Here is a 691-nt window from a genome sequence, read left to right as displayed (position 1 = left end):
CGGAGCGCGGAGGCCCAGGCCGTTCTGGCCGAGGGGCTGGCGCTCTCCCCCGCGCAGCTCACCACCGGCAACCTCATGGCGGTGTGCCTGATGGAACAGGGGGCCTTTGCGGACGGGCGGGATCTGCTGGGCTATATTCTTGAACATCACCCTGACAGCGCCATGACGCACGCCAACCTCGCGCATCTGCTCGCGGCATGGAACCGGCCCGACGCCGCGCTACAGGCCCATGCCCGCGCCTTGCCCTGCGCCCGGAGGATGCGCAGCTTCGCATGAATCACGCGCTGACCCTGCTCAAGACCGGGCAGATGGCGCGGGGATGGGCGGAATATGAATGGCGTCACCGCCTGCCCGGCCGCCTGCGCCTGCCGCTGGCCCAACTGCTGCCGGTGCTGGAGCCGGATGCGGATCTGCGCGGGCGCACCGTTCTGGTCACGCGTGAAGGGGGGCTGGGGGATATGGCTGATGATGCTGCGCTTCCTGCCCGTTCTGGCGGGCATGGGCGCGCGCGTGTTCGTGCAGGCCCCCGAAACGCTGCATGGCCTGATCCGGCGCATGGGCTGCGTGCGGCGTGTGTTTGATGAACGCCGCCCCCTGCCCGCGCATGACTGGCATTGCCCGTTCCTCAGCCTGCCGCGCGCATTGCATCGCACGCCCGGCCATGCGGGGGCGGATGTGCCCTATCTGCGGG

At 69.9% G+C, this 691-nt stretch carries 2 pseudogenes; both read left to right on the top strand.

Going from position 1 to position 691, the window contains the following annotated elements:
* Positions 1–276: pseudogene (locus JCM25156_RS31840) on the top strand (tetratricopeptide repeat protein); the annotation flags it as partial.
* Positions 277–330: 54 nt separating this feature from the next.
* Positions 331–691 (top strand): annotated as a pseudogene (locus JCM25156_RS31835) (hypothetical protein); the annotation flags it as partial.

The organism is Komagataeibacter kakiaceti JCM 25156, assembly GCF_000613305.1.
Note: the sequence above shows the minus strand (reverse complement) of the source record. Positions and strands in the feature narration are given on the sequence as shown.